Source organism: Streptomyces axinellae (assembly GCF_039532135.1).
Lineage (GTDB): Bacteria > Actinomycetota > Actinomycetes > Streptomycetales > Streptomycetaceae > Streptomyces > Streptomyces axinellae.
Genome location: NZ_BAAARJ010000009.1, coordinates 60,010 through 74,368, shown reverse-complemented (window position 1 = coordinate 74,368; position 14,359 = coordinate 60,010). Strand labels below are relative to the sequence as shown.

Below are 14,359 nucleotides of genomic sequence, written 5' to 3'. Positions count from 1 at the left end.
GCGGGGAACTGCTTGCGGCTACCACTCGCCCGGCATGGCCTTGCCGCGTCGCCATGAGGGGAGACTCCTCGTTGGACAACGGTGGGGCGTCCCCATCGGTTCAATCGTCTCGGTCGTCAACTCGCCGAGGGGCACGGGCAGGTGGAATGCGTCGGCCCGGTGACAACGCCGCAGCGCGCACGCCGCCTAGCCTTGGGGCTGATGGTGCGTCATGGAGCGGTGCGCGCGGGCCGGTCGGAGGCCCGGTCCAGGTGGTACGTCGGATTCGGGCTGGTGGCTGTCCTGATACTGCTCGCGGTGCTGCTCTCGGCCCCGGGCAGCGGCGAGGATCAGGCGTGTGGCGGGGCGCGGGTCACCGGGTGGCGGGCCGATGAGCGGATGACGCGGGAGCTGGCCCGGTACGGGGACGACAATGCGCGGCTGGACGACTGGACGGGCGGTGACGGCACCCGCTCCGTCCGGCTGCCGGACGGGCGCACACTGTGGATGTCGGCCGACACTTTTCTCGATGAGGTTTACGGCGGAAAGAGCCGCAAACCGAACCCCGTGTGGGTGCGTAATGCGGGGCTGTTGATGTCCGCGAACGGGAAGTTCGAGCGCACCCTGCTGGGCGGAACCGGAACCGGAACCGGAACCGGAACCGGAACCGGAACCGGAACGGGCACCAACTTCCGACCCGCGGCGCTGTTTCCCGGCACGGCGGCCGAGGACGGGCGCGAGGTGTGGCGATGGCCGGTGCAGGCCGTGGTCGAGCCGCGCCGTCCCGGCTCGCGGGAGAAGGTCGTACGGGTCCTGCTGTGGCAGCGCGAGGCCGGACGGGCGCCGTGGATCTACGGGGTGCCGCGCGCCAGTGAGGTGGCGACGCTCTCCCTTCCGGACCTCGAACTGGAGCGCGTCGCCCGCATCCACGCGCCCCGCCACACCGACGTCGAACGCCGCGTCCTGTACGGCACGTCCGCCCTCACCGAGGAGGGCTGGACCTACGTGTTCGGCGCGGACGAGGGCAGCGTCAGCGGCAAGGCATCCCGTGCTCACGTCGCGCGGGCCCCGGTGGGACGGCTGGACGAACCGGATGCCTGGCAATTCTGGGGCGGCGCGGTCGGCGGGGGCAGCGGCCGACAGGACGGCGACGGCCCCCGCTGGCAGCAGGATCCGGCCCGTTCCGTGCCGATACTCGTCGGCGAGACCGCGCAGCGCGGCGCCACCGGCACGTACACCGTCGCCCGGCGCGGCGACACCTGGCTGCTGCTGACCATGGACGCGGGCGCACAAGACGGCCGTGGCATGACGGACGTGGTCTCGTACTGGTCGTGCGCCCCGACCGGCCCCTGGCACGGCCCTTCCGAGGTCGCGAAGCCACCGCTCCCCCCGGGCGCGGCCCAGGCGGGCGCCGTCGCGTACAACCCGCAGGTCCACGCGGAGTTCAGCGGCAGCGCACACCGCAACGGTGACGGCGGGGCCGGACTGCTGCTCAGCTACGACGTCAACGTCCTGAACTCGACGGCCGCCGTCCACCAGAACGTCGCCTACTACCGGCCCCGCTTCCTGCGCCTGGTCACCGAGCCGGTCGAAGACGACGACAGGCCAGGAGCATGAGCACCGGCTTCCGGGCTCCGGGCTCCCGGCTCCGGGCTTCCTGACAGGCCGGGATTCCCCGTCGTACGGAGTGGCGATCAGCCCCAGATCAGGACGCCGACCAGGGCGTGCACCACAGCCGCGACGGTAGCGCCGACGACTTGGCGCGGATCGCGCCGCCCGAGTCCGATGGCCGCGTCCATCGCCTGGGAGAGGGCCGCGTCCATCGCCTGGGAGAGGGCCGCGCCGAACAGGCACAAGCCGGGTACGGCTCCCGTGGTGAGAAACGGGACGGCGGCGGCGAGCAGGCAGAGCGGGACGGCTTTGGCCGCGTACATCCGTGCGTAGAAAAGTACGCCCACCCCTTCCGCACCCTCTGTGACAAGCACGGAGGGACGGAGCGCCGCGAGCATCGCGAAGAATATGCCACCGGCGGCGAGAACCGCGTTCAGGACAAAGAGAATGATCACGGTTGAAGTCTGCCTGTTCCTGCCAAGGCGAAGTCCAAGAGAGTTGTGACACCGCGACGTCGCCGCCTCCGCCCTGTGGGTGATGCTCCGCGCCGGGGGAGGAGGCGTCGAGTCGCCGGCACTGTCCAGTTCGGGACAGTGCCGTGAACCGCGCGGATCGAGCACGCGTTGTATCCGTCGGCCGAAGCCGTCGATTCCGGGCTTCACCGGTACGGCGTCGTTGACGCGGGCGGTGCACGGCACGGCTGGGACATCGCGGCGGCGGTGCGGCGGCAGACGAACAGGCAGGACGGCAGGGCCTTCTGCGCGGGGGCGGGGCATGCCGACGGCCGTTCGAGGCGTGGTCCGCTTCTCACCGTTCGGCGCGAGCCGTTGTTCAGGACAAGAGCCACACACTCAGGAGGAACCACAGGTGCCGAACTGGAACCGGCTGGGACAGAGCCCCTATTCGAGCGAGAGCGAAGCTGCCCGGTCGGACGAAAGCCTCAGCAGCGTCGGGACGCAGCTCACCGAGGCTGAGGTGTTGCTCAACGAAGAATGGAACAGTTCGGCAGAGACCCTCAACGAACCCCTGCCTGACGAAAGCACCGGGCTCGCGTGGTTGAACCAGTCCTCGGACAGCTGGACTCCGGAGCAGCGTGCCGAGGCTGTATTGCGCGCCATGACTTATCTGCGCATCGGTCAGCAGCCTCACGCGGTCAGGCCCGCGTGGATGAACCAGGAAATCGGTCTATGGAACGAGGAGCAGCATATCGAGGCGGCAGCGCGCACCATTCCGGAGTGGTCAGCGACGGCGAACCAGGACGCAAGCACCTGGACCCGGCAGCAGTTCACCCGACCCGCACCGCGGCCGGAGTGGATGAAACACCCCACGAACACCTGGACCCCGGAGCAGCATCAAAGGGCCGCACGTGACATTCAGCATGCCATGCGCGCTGTAGCCGCCCGGTCGGCACCTCCTGGGGCGAGGCCCGGGAATGGGGTGGGTGCGGCGACTCGTCCGGAGAATTCGATGACGCGGAGCCGGACTCAGGAGCCGGGCCAACGTCGAGGCAACGGCCCGTCCGGGCGTCGCTGACTCGTGGCGTGGGCCTGCGGACGGCCTCCAACCGTTTGTCACAGGCGCCGGACGTGCGGCGCGGCAGCGCATCCGCCCTGCCTCCGCGCGGTGATGCCCGGACTTCCGTGCGGTGGCGGCCCGTTCGCGCGGCGGCGCCTGCCCGCCGGTCAGCACCCGCACCTCGACAGCCGACCGTATTCACGCGCGAGTGCTGAACCGGCTGGTATTCCAGACCGGTTCAGCGATCCCGCGCAGGCCCGACCGGGAACGGGCACGGCGCCCCGCGTGATCACCGCACGCGGTACGGGAGCTGCCCGCGCCGCGCCCCGCGCCTACGCTGGCCCCCCGCCCGCGAGGTCCACGGCCCCGCAGGGCCCGCATCAGGAACCCCCGGGGGAGAAGCGCACGTGAAACGCCAGCCCATACCCAGCTCCTTTCTGGGGGACTACCCGCTGCTGCTCTCCGAGGTCTCGCGCACGGGCAGACTGCCCCGGCGCGACGAATTGGACGCCTTCCGTGAACTGGGCGAGCGGGCCGCCGAACGCGGGTTCGGGTTGCAGAGCCTGGTGGGGCTCTATCTGGGGGAGACCCGGCGGCTGTGGAGCACGTTGCCGGGCGTGGTGAGCGCGGCGCGCGGGGGTGGCCCGGAGGGGCATGTGCGTACCGGGGACGCGGTGTTGGGCGCGGTGGACGGCGCTGTGGCCGCGCTCGGTGAGGGGCACGAGCGGGCGCAGCGGCTCGCGGTGCGCCAGGAGGAGGGCGAGCGGCGGGAGTTCATCGACGACCTGCTCTACGGGCGCAGCGACCTGAGCCGGCTCGCCGAGCGCGCCCAGCGCTTCGGGCTCCACCTGGCCGACCGCCACGCGGTGGCGGTGGCGGCGGCGAGCGAGCCGTATGACGACGTGCACCCCGCCGTACGCCGTATCGAACGCGACCTGCTGGGGCGGTTCGGCCAGCGCGATGTGCTGCTGTCCACGAAGGAAGGGCGGCTGGTGTGCATCGCCTCCAGCGGCGACAGCGCCGTACTGGATGCCTTCGCGCGGCTCGCGGAGGACCCGGGCCCCGGATGCCCGGCCGCGTACCGGGTCGTGCTCGGGCGCGAACACTCCGGCGCGAGCGGGGTGGTGCGCAGCTACGACGAGGCGGTCGAGGCGCTCACCTTCGCCGACCGGGTGGGGCTGAACCAGGTGCGGCTGAGCGCGGAGAAGATGCTGGTCTTCCCCGTACTGCTGCGCGACCGCCCGGCGATCGCGGACCTGGTGCGCACGGTGCTGGGCCCCCTCACCCAGGCGCGGGGCGGTGCCAGGCCGCTGCTGCGGACGATCGAGGTGTGTGCGGCGGCCGGTTACGTCAACGCGGAGGCGGCGCGGCGGCTGGGCGTCAGCGTGCGGACGCTGTCCTACCGGCTGGAGCGCATCAAGGCGCTGACGGGCTACGACCCGGGCGACGCGCTCCAGCGCTTCTCCCTGGAGACCGCCGAACTGGGCGCCCGGCTGCTGGACTGGCCCGACACGGAGCTGTAGACGCGCCGCTGTCGGCCGGGTTGCCGGGGTCGCGTTGCCGGGGTGGGGTCGCCCGGGTCGTGTTGCCGGGTCGCGTGGCCGGGGACCGGTTGCCGGGGTCGTGCGGCGGTCGCTGCCGGGTGAGGCGTGGGGCAGGTTCGGGAACAGGGCTGTTGCGTGGGCGTGGCACAGCTGTATCAGGCGACCGGAACCGGCCGTGGTTCCACTCCGAGCCGGACATAAGAAAGGTGTAAAGATTGCCAGGTTCTGGCAGTGTGCTGCGCCCGTGGCGGATGTCAGGATGAAGGCACACCGCACGGGGGTGACGGTGTCCGGCGACGGGGGAGCGCGCGACCGCGAGGTCCGCGCCGCCGCCGGCTCCACACGTAGTCGCTGTCCTCGCAAGTGGCGGCGGACGGGTGGAGCGGAGTCGATGCCTTCCACGGGGGTGAAGGCATCGGCTTCGCCCAGCGGTCGGAACGCGCTCCGGCACCTTCCACGGGGCACGACGCGGCTTTCGGACGTTGCCGGAATCATGAGGAGTACAGGGAGAGCGGAAGGATGGTTTCCGGACAGGCCGCCGCGCCTCGTCCATGACTCTCGCGCAGCTCTCGTCCACCCTCTCGTCCGCGCCTCTCGCGCCTCTCGTCGATCCGGCTTCCCCAGCGCGGGCGCGTGGTGGTCCGGAGCGCGGGCGCGTGGTGGTCCGGGCGGCTCCGAACCGCCTTGAGGGGCCTGGTGGGCGCTGATACTGTGCCTTGGATTTACATGGCGTAGCCGCCTGTTGTTCACGGGAACACCCGACCTGGCGGTGACGGGGGCGAGTTGATGCACACAATGACGCGCGAGGCGCGCGAGGCGACGGGGGCGGTGTGATGAGGACTCAGGAGCGAAGCTCCGCGGGAGCACGTCGCACCGCCGCGATCGCCGCACCCACCGGTGACCGGCTGCCGTCGGCACCCAGGGAGCGCAAACCCGCACTGGCGGCGCTGGCCGTCCTGCTCGTCCTGCTCGGCGCGCTGGGCGCGACCGTGCTGGTGATGCGGGCCGGGGACAGAGTCGAGGCCGTCGCGCTCACCCAGCGCGTACCGCAGGGCCAGCCGGTGCCGGATTCCGCCATCAGATCGGTGATGGTCGCCGCGGACAGTGACGTCAAGTACGTCCGCTGGGATCAGCGCGGACTGCTCAAGAAGTACCGCTCCGCCACCGACCTCGTGGACGGCACCGTGCTGGTGGGCAGCATGCTCACCAAGGAGAAGGGCCTGGCCCGGGGCAAGTCCGTGGTCGGCCTCTCGCTGAAGAGCGGCCAGTACCCGCCGCGCCTGGAGGAGGGCGACACCGTCTCCGCCTACCGCGTCGGCAACCGCCAGGCGTCCTCGGGCGGCGACTCGGGCGGTTCCGGCGACTCCGGCGACGACCAGGGAGGCTCGGGCGGCTCAGGGGGCGGCGCCTCGGCCGACGCGGTGCTCGCCGACGGCGCCAGGGTGCAGACGATCAAGAAGGAGACGGGCGGCACGGGTTACAGCGGTGACCTGCCGGTCTCGGTCGTCGTGGACAAGGGCGATGTCGCCGAACTGACGGCGGCGGCCTCCAACGGGGAAGTGTCCCTCGTGCTCGACTCCGCCAGCGGAAACTGACCTTGAACGGGCACGCCGCGGCAGCGGGGCACCGGCCGTGCGGTGCGCGGACGGCACACTCGGCGCATCCGGCCGGTACGGAATGCCCGGCCGGGCCGGCGATTCCGGCCGGGCCGGCGTACCCGGTCCGCCTCGTGAGCACAGGGCGTGAGATCGAGCCGAAGAGGGGCGTAGCTGGATGGCGCTGATCGCACTCGCCGCCGACAAGGGCGCACCCGGGGTCACCACGGCCGCCGTCGCCCTCTCGGCGGTGTGGCCGCGCCGCGCGCTGCTGGCCGAGGTGGACACCGGGGGCGGCGATCTCGTCTACCGCGGAGTGAGCACCGACGGCGGTCCGCTGGACCCGAACACCGGACTGCTCTCGCTGGCCGCCACCGCGCGCAGGGGCCTGGCCGCCGAGCAACTGTGGGACCACGCACAGCGTCTCGGGGGCGGACTGGAGATCCTCGTCGGACTGGGCAACGCCGAGCAGTCGGCCGGGCTCGCCGGACAGTGGGACACCCTCGGCCGCGCCTTCGCGACGCTCGGCGACTCCCCGCACCCGCAGCTCGCGGCCGATGTCATCGCCGACTGCGGACGCGTCGGGCCCGAGGCCGCCTCGGTCGCGCTCTTCCCGCACGCCGCGCTGGTGCTGCTCGTCGCGCGCGGCGAACCCGGCCAGATCGCCCGCGTCCGCGACCGCGCCGCGGCGCTCTCCGCGCGTCTGCACGGCGGGCAGCGCGGCATGGCGCAGCTCGCGCAGCCGCTCATCGGAGTGCTGCTGATAGCGGAGGCACAGGGCGCGGCCAAGGTCGCGAGCCAGGTCAACGACATGCTCGTCGCCTCCCGGGCCGGCGCACAGGTGCTCGGGGTGATCGCCTACGACCCGGCGGGCGCCGAACAGTTGGCGGGCCGCCGACGCGGACGCGTGGAGAAGTCGCTGCTCGTACGGTCGGTGCGCAAGGTCGCCGCCGACCTGCACCAGCAGTACGGCGCCGCGTGGGCGGGCGGCGCCCCGCAGCCCTCACAGCCCGCCGGGACCGGCTCCGCCGCCCCGACCGCCGCGCTTGGCTCCGCCGCCCCGTACGCCGCTCCGCCGTCGCCGGCCGTCTCCGGACAGCGCGTGCCGCCACCGGCCGCCGCGTCTCCCGTACCGCCGCCCGCACCCGCCGACTTGGGGCAGCCCGCCGCGCCCGCGCCGCCCGTCCCTGGGCACGCGCCGCAGGCACAACCACCGCAGGCACGACCGCAATCGGAGCCTCTGCCCCAACAACACCAGCCCCAGCAGGTCCGGCAGGAGCGGACGCAGCGGATCCGGGCCGTCGGTGCCCGGCCGTTGCCCGCGGCTCCCGCGCCGCTGCCCGGCGGTGAGGGGGCCGCGCCGTGACCGGGACCGTGGTGGACCACCAGCTCGTCAAGCGGTTCCGGCAGGAGGCCGGTGACCGGATCGCCGAGCAGCGCCGTATCGACCAGGCATCCGGTGTCGCGCCGATGTCCACCGAGGACGAACGGCAGTTCGCGCGGGCGGTGATCGCGCAGATCCTGGAGGAGTACGCGCGCGCCGAGATCACCGCCGGCCGTACCCCGCCCGACGCGCAGGGCGAGGAGGCGTACGCGGCGGCCGTGCACGCCGCGCTCTTCGGTGTCGGCCGCCTCCAGCCGCTCCTGGACGACCCCGAGGTCGAGAACATCGACGTCAACGGCTACGACCAGGTCTTCGTCGGCTACGCCAACGGGTACGAGACACGCGGCGAGCCGGTGGCCGAGTCCGACGAGGAACTGGTCGAGCTGATCCAGGTACTGGGCGCCTACTCCGGCCTGTCCTCCCGCTCGTTCGACACCGCCAACCCGCAACTGGACCTGCGGCTGCCCGACGGCTCGCGGCTCTCCGCCGTCATGGACGTCACCCGGCGCCCCGCGCTGTCCATCCGCCGCGCCCGGATGGGCAAGGTCTTCATCTCCGACCTGGTGGGCAACGGCACGCTCACCCCCGAGCTGGGCAGCTTCCTGACGGCGGCCGTGCGCGCCCGCAAGAACGTCATGATCGCGGGGGCGACCAACGCCGGGAAGACCACGCTGCTGCGCGCGCTGGCCAACGAGATACCCCCTTCCGAGCGCCTCATCACGGTGGAGCGGGCGCTGGAGCTGGGCCTGGACCAGTTCCCTGAACTGCACCCGAACGTGGTCGCCTTCGAGGAGCGGCTGGCCAACTCCGAGGGCCAGGGCGCCATCAGCATGGCCGAACTGGTGCGCAGGTCCCTGCGCATGAACCCCTCGCGGGTGATCGTCGGCGAGGTGCTGGGCGACGAGATCGTGACCATGCTCAACGCCATGTCACAGGGCAACGACGGCTCCCTCTCCACGATCCACGCCAACAGCTCCAGCGAGGTCTTCAACCGCATCTCCACCTACGCCCTCCAGGCCGCCGAACGGCTGCCGATCGAGGCCACCCAGATGCTGATCGCGGGCGCCATCAACTTCGTCGTCTTCCTCGAACGCCGCAACGCCTATGCCAGCGGCGGACGGCTGACCCGCTCGGTCACCTCCGTCCGCGAGATCAACGGGGTGGACGGGCGGGTGCTCTCCAGCGAGGTGTTCGCACAGGCGCCCGACGGGCGGCTGCTGGCACACGCGCCGGTCTCCTGCGCGCGGGAGCTGGCCTTCCACGGATACAAGCCGACCGGGAACTGGGGGTGAGAATGTGCCTGTCACCGGAGGTATGGGCGGCATCTTCTCCCTGGCCACACTCGCCGCGCTCGCCTGCGGCGTCGCCGTGGGCGGCGGGCTCGCGCTGCTGATCGTCGCGCTGGTCGGACTGCCGGCCAAGACGCCCGGCCAGAAGCGCGATTCGGGGCGCCGCGCCTTCGAACTGGCCCGCTTCATGAGCAGACGCGGCTCCATCGCCGCGTGCGCCGGACTGCTCGTGCTGCTGCTGACCCGCTGGCCCGTCGCGGCACTCGCCACCGGCGTGCTCGTCTTCCTGTGGGAGAAGCTGTTCGGCGGCGCGGCCGAGGAGCGCGCCGGCATGCGGCGCGTGGAGGCGCTGGCCGCCTGGACGGAGTCCCTGCGCGACACCATCGCGGGCGCCGTCGGCCTCGAACAGGCCATACCCGCCTCGGCCCGGGCCGCCGCGCCCTCGCTGCGCCCCCACCTGGACGCGCTCATCGACCGGCTGCGTGCCCGCACCCCGCTGCCGGTGGCGCTCCAGCACCTGGCCGACGAACTGGACGACCCCTCGGCCGACATCGTCGTCGCGGCACTCATCCTCAACTCCAAGCTGCGCGGCCCCGGGCTGCGCGAGGTGCTGGGCGCGCTGGCCAAGTCGGCGCGCGAGGAAGTGGACATGCGCCAGCGGGTGATGGCCCAGCGAGCCTCCACGCGGCGCAGCGTGCAGATCGTGGTCGGCGTCAGCGTCGCGTTCGTGCTGGGCCTGGCCGTCTTCAACCGTGACTTCGTCCAGCCCTACGGAACCCCGCTGGGACAGGTCGTCCTGGCGTGCGTGTGCGGGATGTTCGCCTGCGGCTTCTGGTGGCTGCGCAAGCTGTCGCGGATCGAGACGCCGGAGCGGTTCCTCGTCCGCACCGAAGCGGACGCGCCGGCGCCGCGTACGGCCGCGGCTGCCGGTACCGCTGGTGCGGTTGTCGCCGGTACCGCCGGCGCGGCTGGTGCTTCGGCCACCGGGGCCGCCGCAGCAACCGGAACTGCCGCAGCAACCGGAACTGCCGCAGGCACCGGAACCGCCATGGGGACGACGGCCGGTGGCCGGGGGACGGGCGGAACGGCCCGTACCGGCGGGGGCCAGGAGGTGCTGCCCGGATGAACTCGTTCACGCTGACCGCGCTGACCGGCGCCGTCATCGGCCTCGGCGTCTTCCTCCTCGTCCGCGCCCTCGCCCCCGGCAAGAAGAGCGTCGTCGCCTCCGTCGCGGAGATCGACGCGCTGCGCGCCCGCGCCGCCGCCCACCCGCCCGGCGCGGGCGGCCCCGCGGCGGAGGCCGGACGGTTCGGCAGCGCGCGGGCCCGGATCGGCGCCCGCGTCGCGGACTTGTACGTGCGGCAGGGCTGGGAGCAGCGCAGCCTGCGCTCCGACTTGGACCTGCTGGAGCGCGGCTGGGAGAACTTCCTGGCCACCAAGGTGCTGCTGGGGGCCGCCGGGCTGTTCTTCGGCCCGTTCCTGTTCTCCATCGTCTGGCTCATCGGGTTCGGCAGCAGCCCGCTGATCCCGCTGTGGCTGGCGCTGATCTTCGCGGCGCTGTTCTTCATGCTGCCGGACCTGGAAGTCCGGCGGGACGCCGCCGCCAAACGGCGTGACCTGCGGCGCGTGGTCGGTGCCTACCTCGACCTGGTCGCCATGAACCTGGCGGGCGGGCGGGGGCTGCCCGAGGCGCTGAAGGCGGCGAGCGAGGTCGGGGACGGCTGGGCGCTGCGCCGTATCCGCGACACGCTGGCGGACGCGCGGATCACCGGCCACAGCCAGTGGCACGCGCTGGGACAGCTCGGGACGCGCCTGGGCGTGGACGAACTCAAGGACCTGTCGGCCTCGCTCGCGCTGGTCGCCGACGACGGCGCCAAGGTGCGCTCCTCGCTCGCCTCGCGCGCGGAGACCATGCGGCACAGAGAGCTGGCCGAGATCGAGGGCAGCGCGGGCGAGAAGTCCCAGTCGATGCTCGTGGCCCAGCTGATGCTCTGCGCCGGATTTCTCGTCTTCCTCATCTATCCGGCGGCCATGCGCGTCTTCCAGATCTGACCTCGGGGGCAGCGCGCGCATCCGCCCCACCCCCACGACCCTTTGGGAAAGGACTGAGAACGATGCCGATCAAACCGTTCCGCTCCGTGCGCCACCCGGCGCTGGACCTGCTCGTCACCTTCGTACGGGGCCGCATCCAGCGGGCGCGCTCCGGTGAGCTGGACCGGGGCGCCTCCGCCGTCGAGTGGGTGATCATCTCCGCCGTCGTCGTCGCGATCGTCGGAGTGGTCGCCGCGATCATCAACATGGCGCTGCGCAACGGTGCCGACAAGGTGAGCGACTGCATCGACGGCGCGGACGCCGACGGGACCTGCTAGGCACCGCCGGTGGGAGGGGGCAGACGACTCGCGACATGGGCACGCCGCAGGGGGGAGAAGATCTCCCGCCGCGGCGACAGCGGCATGACCGCGATCGAGTTCGTCATCCTCACCCCGGTGCTCTTCCTGCTGCTGTTCGCGTCCGTTCAGTTCGCGCTGTACTTCTTCGCCGACCACGTGGCACAGGCGGCGGCGCAGGCCGGAGCGCGCAAGGCGCGCCAGGAGGCGGACGCCGACCCGCGCGGCTGGCGGGAGAAGGCCGCTGAGACCTCCGGCTCCTACATCGAGCAGCTCGGCCCCAAGCTCGTCCTGAAACCGGACGTCCGGATGCTGCGTCCGGAGGCACACACCGTAGGGGTGGAGATCCGCGCCAAGGTGCCCGCCGTCTTCCCCGGCCTCGACCTCGATGTGCACGCCCTGTCCCAGGGCCCGGTCGAACGGTTCGTACCGGACGGGGGTGGGTGAGATGACGCGGGTGGGTGAGGCGACGCGCGCGGGGCATGTGAGGCGTGTGCGTGAGGTGACCCGCCGCCTGGAGGAGCGCTGGGGGGACGCGGGGCTCTCCACCATCGAAGTCGTGATCCTGGCGCCGGTGATGATGCTCTTCATCCTGGTCCTCGTCGGCTTCGGCCAGCTCGTGGACGGACGGGGCGCGGTGGACAGCGCCGCCCGGGACGCCGCCCGCGCCGGCTCCCTCCAGCACGGCAGCCACGGATCCGCGATGGGCGCGGCACAGCGCGCCGCGACCGCCACCTTGCGGGGCACCTGCGCCGGAGGCGTGACCGTACGGGACGCGGGCAGCGACTACCGCTCCGGTGGGCTCTTCACCGTCGAGGTGAGCTGCCGGGTGCGCGGGCTGGACCTGCTGGGCCTGGACATCGCCAAGGAGATCGCGGGCCGGTCGAGTTCGCCGATCGACCCGTACCGGAGGACCGGATGAGCGGGGATTTTCCGGGGCACCGGATGCAGGCCGATTCGGTGGCGGACCGGAGGGTGGCGAATTTTGCGGCGGACCGGATGGTGGTGGATCCGGGGGAGCGCCGGACGGTGGCGCTCCGCAGGCGGGCAGCGGCGGGGGAGTGGCTCCGGTCGCGGCGCGGCGCCTGCGGCGACCGTGGCTCGGGCGCCGGAGCCGTCATCATCTTCGCGCTGCTGTTCCTGGCCCTCGCGGCCTTCGTCGTGGACGGCGGCCTGTCGATCTCACAGCGCGAACGCGCCGCCGACATCGCGGAACAGGCCGCGCGCTACGCGGCACAGGACATCGACGAGGAGGCCCTGCGTGCCAGCCGGGGCAAGAACGCGCCCATCAACTACGAGAACTGCCCCGGCCGGGTCAGCAAGTTCGCCCGCCAGTCCGGCCTGTCGGGCGCCGATGTCGCGGCGTCCGGCTGCGTCTCGGCGAGCGCCCAGCAGGTGGAGGTGCGCATCCGGCTGACGTACCGACCGGTGCTCACCGGACTCTTCTACAGCGCACCGCTCACGGTCCACGGCACGGCCAAGGCTGAGTCCGTGACCGGCTGACCAGCTGACGGGCTGACCGGCTGCCTCGCTGACCGGCTGACCGGCTGCCTCGCTGACCGGCCGACCGTCAGCCGGGCCGGGCCACCGGTCAGCGCGTTCGCCCCCAGACCGAGTCCCTTCCCTCCTCGCCCCCTCCAGACCTCGCCCCTTCTAGCCTTCGGGAGCACACGACATGGCGCGCCGCAGCACGACACCGGCACCGGCCCCGGGCGGGCCCACGGCCCGCACGCGCACGCCCGTCCCGGTGCGGACGCGGCGCACGTTCGGGGACGTGATCAAGGCGCTGGGCGCGGTGGTCGCCCTCGCCGTGCTGGTCGTAGGGGTACCGCTGGCGCTCGCGGCCGTCATCGGCTGGCCGCTGCCGCACCGGATGCCGTCCCTGGACACGCTGCGCGAGGAGGTCAGCGCCGGGGTCTTCATCAACGTCCTGACGGTCGTGGTGTGGCTGGCCTGGGCGCAGTTCACCGCGTGTGTCCTGGTCGAGGTGAAGGCGGCCGTCTCCGGGGTGGGGCTGCCCGCGCGGGTGCCGGGTGCCGGGCCCAGCCAGATGCTGGCGCGGCAACTGGTGGCCGCCGTACTGCTGCTGGGCTCGACAGCGGGCAGCTTCGCACCCGGCCTCGCACAGTTGGGACCCGGGTTCGCGCCGCACCATCAGCAGACCGTCGCGGCGGCCGAGCTGACCCCGGGTGCGCAGCACGGCGCCACCGGGGCGGCGCAGGCGTCGTCCGGGCACGGCATGAGCACCATGGGGGAGCGCGACGGAAGCGGGGGAGCGGGCGGGGCCGGGGACCGCGCGGCGGAGGACGGCCTCGCACCGGATGGTGGCAGAAAACAGGCGCACGCCGTGCGGGGGCCGGAGGATCCGGCCGGAACGGATCGCGCGGGGGCCTCGTCGTCGTCGGCCCCGTCGGCCGCCGCGAAGACGAAGTTCTACCGCATCCAGCCGCCGCAAGGACGCCACCACGACTCGCTGTGGGAGGTCGCCGAGCGGCACCTGGACGACGGACGTCGCTACAAGGAGATCTACCGGCTCAACAAGGACAGGGTGCAGCCGGATGGTTCACGGCTGTCCGAGGCCAGCTTGATCAGACCGGGCTGGATCATGGAGATGCCCGCCGACGCGCACGGCGGCGAACTGGTCGAAATGCCCGACGACGCCCACGAGATCAGCGCCCAGGAGCGCCGACAGTACGAGGCGTACCAGAACAGCGGCGGCGACCAGGGGCAGGGCGACGGCTCCCGGCGGCAACAGCCCCCGCGTCCCGACGGCACGGACGAGCGGGAGCAGCCGGGCGGTCCGGGGGACCACCGGAGGGACGGCGTCCAGCCCGGGGGCCAGGACAGGTCCGACGACAAGCCCGACGCGCCGGATGCCCCGGGCGTCTCGAATGTTCCGGATGTTCCAGATGCCCCGGATGCGCCAGAGGGCTCGGAAGATCCCGACCGGGCGCCGCAGCCGGACACGCCGAGCACACCGGATGCATCGGACAGGTCGGATACGTCGGATGTGCCGTCCGTGCCGGACGCGCCGGGTGACCGGCGGGACAGCCGG

The 14,359-nt window shown here is 72.5% G+C and carries 13 protein-coding genes and 1 pseudogene; 13 read left to right on the top strand and 1 reads right to left on the bottom strand.

Features of this window, described 5'->3' with window-relative positions:
* Positions 1 to 201 precede the first annotated feature (201 nt).
* A complete protein-coding gene (locus ABD339_RS15245) occupies positions 202 to 1,596 on the top strand; it encodes a glycoside hydrolase family 183 protein (RefSeq protein ID WP_344566270.1) in 1,395 nt (464 codons plus the stop codon).
* A gap of 77 nt (positions 1,597 to 1,673) precedes the next feature.
* On the opposite strand, the gene ABD339_RS15240 is transcribed toward ABD339_RS15245, so the two are convergent.
* The gene (locus ABD339_RS15240; protein ID WP_344566268.1) at positions 1,674 to 2,045 is read right to left on the bottom strand and encodes a hypothetical protein; all 372 of its coding nucleotides are present in this window, start codon (positions 2,043 to 2,045) and stop codon (positions 1,674 to 1,676) included.
* Between the two features lie 412 nt (positions 2,046 to 2,457).
* On the opposite strand from ABD339_RS15240, the gene ABD339_RS15235 reads away from it, so the two are divergent.
* From ABD339_RS15235 to ABD339_RS33810, 12 genes and pseudogenes are all read left to right on the top strand, one after another.
* Positions 2,458 to 3,123, top strand: coding sequence for a hypothetical protein (locus ABD339_RS15235; protein WP_344566267.1), 666 nt, complete (start codon positions 2,458 to 2,460; stop codon positions 3,121 to 3,123).
* Between the two features lie 389 nt (positions 3,124 to 3,512).
* The gene (locus ABD339_RS15230; protein ID WP_344566266.1) at positions 3,513 to 4,628 is read left to right on the top strand and encodes a PucR family transcriptional regulator; all 1,116 of its coding nucleotides are present in this window, start codon (positions 3,513 to 3,515) and stop codon (positions 4,626 to 4,628) included.
* Positions 4,629 to 5,482: 854 nt separating this feature from the next.
* The gene (locus ABD339_RS15225) at positions 5,483 to 6,244 is read left to right on the top strand and encodes a hypothetical protein (RefSeq protein WP_344566265.1); all 762 of its coding nucleotides are present in this window, start codon (positions 5,483 to 5,485) and stop codon (positions 6,242 to 6,244) included.
* A gap of 178 nt (positions 6,245 to 6,422) precedes the next feature.
* Entirely contained in the window at positions 6,423 to 7,610 is a 1,188-nt protein-coding gene (locus tag ABD339_RS15220) for a hypothetical protein (RefSeq protein WP_344566263.1), read from the top strand.
* A complete protein-coding gene (locus ABD339_RS15215; RefSeq protein ID WP_344566262.1) occupies positions 7,607 to 8,920 on the top strand; it encodes a TadA family conjugal transfer-associated ATPase in 1,314 nt (437 codons plus the stop codon). The genes ABD339_RS15220 and ABD339_RS15215 overlap by 4 nt, the downstream gene beginning before the upstream one ends.
* Positions 8,921 to 8,942: 22 nt before the next feature.
* The gene (locus ABD339_RS15210) at positions 8,943 to 10,043 is read left to right on the top strand and encodes a type II secretion system F family protein (RefSeq protein ID WP_344566647.1); all 1,101 of its coding nucleotides are present in this window, start codon (positions 8,943 to 8,945) and stop codon (positions 10,041 to 10,043) included.
* Entirely contained in the window at positions 10,040 to 10,969 is a 930-nt protein-coding gene (locus ABD339_RS15205; RefSeq protein WP_344566261.1) for a type II secretion system F family protein, read from the top strand. The genes ABD339_RS15210 and ABD339_RS15205 overlap by 4 nt, the downstream gene beginning before the upstream one ends.
* A 62-nt stretch (positions 10,970 to 11,031) precedes the next feature.
* On the top strand, positions 11,032 to 11,286 hold the full coding sequence (locus tag ABD339_RS15200; RefSeq protein ID WP_344566259.1) for a hypothetical protein: 255 nt from the start codon (positions 11,032 to 11,034) through the stop codon (positions 11,284 to 11,286).
* An 84-nt stretch (positions 11,287 to 11,370) separates the two neighbouring features.
* Positions 11,371 to 11,751 carry a TadE family protein gene (locus ABD339_RS15195; protein WP_344566258.1) on the top strand — a complete coding sequence of 127 codons (381 nt, stop codon included), beginning with the start codon at positions 11,371 to 11,373 and terminating at the stop codon, positions 11,749 to 11,751.
* 46 nt (positions 11,752 to 11,797) lie between these two features.
* The gene (locus tag ABD339_RS15190) at positions 11,798 to 12,226 is read left to right on the top strand and encodes a TadE/TadG family type IV pilus assembly protein (protein WP_344566257.1); all 429 of its coding nucleotides are present in this window, start codon (positions 11,798 to 11,800) and stop codon (positions 12,224 to 12,226) included.
* A gap of 77 nt (positions 12,227 to 12,303) precedes the next feature.
* Complete coding sequence (locus tag ABD339_RS15185; RefSeq protein ID WP_425576003.1) at positions 12,304 to 12,807, top strand: pilus assembly protein TadG-related protein; 504 nt, start codon at positions 12,304 to 12,306, stop codon at positions 12,805 to 12,807.
* Between the two features lie 172 nt (positions 12,808 to 12,979).
* Positions 12,980 to 14,095, top strand: a pseudogene (locus ABD339_RS33810) (LysM peptidoglycan-binding domain-containing protein); the annotation flags it as partial.
* Between the last annotated feature and the right edge of the window lie 264 nt (positions 14,096 to 14,359).

What these genes read in the sequence shown, in the direction of transcription:
- ABD339_RS15245 (WP_344566270.1), top strand. Translation starts at nt 202, where the DNA reads ATGGTGCGTCATGGAGCGGTGCGCGCGGGCCGGTCGGAGGCCCGGTCC.
- ABD339_RS15225 (WP_344566265.1), top strand. Translation starts at nt 5,483, where the DNA reads ATGAGGACTCAGGAGCGAAGCTCCGCGGGAGCACGTCGCACCGCCGCG.
- ABD339_RS15220 (WP_344566263.1), top strand. Translation starts at nt 6,423, where the DNA reads ATGGCGCTGATCGCACTCGCCGCCGACAAGGGCGCACCCGGGGTCACC.
- ABD339_RS15210 (WP_344566647.1), top strand. Translation starts at nt 8,943, where the DNA reads ATGGGCGGCATCTTCTCCCTGGCCACACTCGCCGCGCTCGCCTGCGGC.
- ABD339_RS15205 (WP_344566261.1), top strand. Translation starts at nt 10,040, where the DNA reads ATGAACTCGTTCACGCTGACCGCGCTGACCGGCGCCGTCATCGGCCTC.
- ABD339_RS15200 (WP_344566259.1), top strand. Translation starts at nt 11,032, where the DNA reads ATGCCGATCAAACCGTTCCGCTCCGTGCGCCACCCGGCGCTGGACCTG.
- ABD339_RS15195 (WP_344566258.1), top strand. Translation starts at nt 11,371, where the DNA reads ATGACCGCGATCGAGTTCGTCATCCTCACCCCGGTGCTCTTCCTGCTG.
- ABD339_RS15185 (WP_425576003.1), top strand. Translation starts at nt 12,304, where the DNA reads ATGGTGGTGGATCCGGGGGAGCGCCGGACGGTGGCGCTCCGCAGGCGG.